The sequence below is a fragment of the Streptomyces sp. WM6386 genome (assembly GCF_000972385.1).
Classification (GTDB): domain Bacteria; phylum Actinomycetota; class Actinomycetes; order Streptomycetales; family Streptomycetaceae; genus Streptomyces.
In genome coordinates this window covers 1-859 of the sequence record NZ_JXTE01000273.1, presented here as the reverse complement: position 1 = coordinate 859, position 859 = coordinate 1, and the positions used below count along the sequence as shown (strand labels likewise).

Genomic DNA, 859 nt, shown 5'->3' with positions numbered 1-859 from the left:
CGATGATGCTCGGCATCGCGATCACTGCTCTTCCAGCGCCCGGCCGACTCGCCGGCGCGGCGTGCGAGGCCCACGATCTCGCCGTTCACGTGCCCGCACTCCCGGTCCTGTAACCGCCCGGGCGACGAGGAAGCCCTCGCCGTACCGCCCAACTCCCTTCGCCCGCGCATCCCATGGCTCACAACGGGCCGTGATCGATAGGCTGGGAAGGTCGAGGCCTGGGAGGATCCGGCAGTGCCGCTGAGCTACTACGTGTACATCTCCGACAGCAAGGTCGACATGCTGTTGCCGCAGATCGACCCCGGGTTCGGGGTCAAGCGTCAGACGGAGGTGGGCGTGAACCTCTCCGTGCTGTCGGCGAAGCGCACCACCGAGGGTCCGCCGAACGACCGGATCACCCGTCTCGAGGCGGTCGTCCGGTACCTCCGCGACCACGGTGACCTCGGCACGGTGGACGCACCGGGCCAGTACTTCTGGGGCTCGCTGCGGATGCGCTGGGGTGCGTTCCGCGACGATCCCGCGTCCTCCCTGGTGTTCTTCGGCGGGCGCAGCGAGGACACTGTCGTCGCCCTGGGCGGCTCGTACCGGCACGTGTACGGCTACGTGCCGGACGCCGAGGCCCACGGTGTGGGGCGCTCGATGATGTCCTCCATGCTCGACGGCCTCGGGATCACCTCCGATCTGGAGGACGAGTACGTCGCCGACGCGGTGGACGGTGACCTCGACCGCGTCGATCGCGCGGCGCTGGGCCGCGTTGAGCGGGCCGTTGCGCGACTGCGCTGGCCGGCGCAGAACGTCGAGTTCGTGGCGAAGCGGCTGCTGCACGGCGAAAGCCCGGACGGCACCGGCACGTCGGTGC

The 859-nt window shown here is 70.0% G+C and carries 1 protein-coding gene; it reads left to right on the top strand.

Annotation, left to right across the window (positions count from 1 at the left end; all coding sequences use genetic code 11):
- Positions 1–234 precede the first annotated feature (234 nt).
- On the top strand, positions 235–859 hold a 625-nt coding region (locus tag TN53_RS41200), incomplete at its 3' end, for a DUF7019 family protein (protein WP_063776302.1).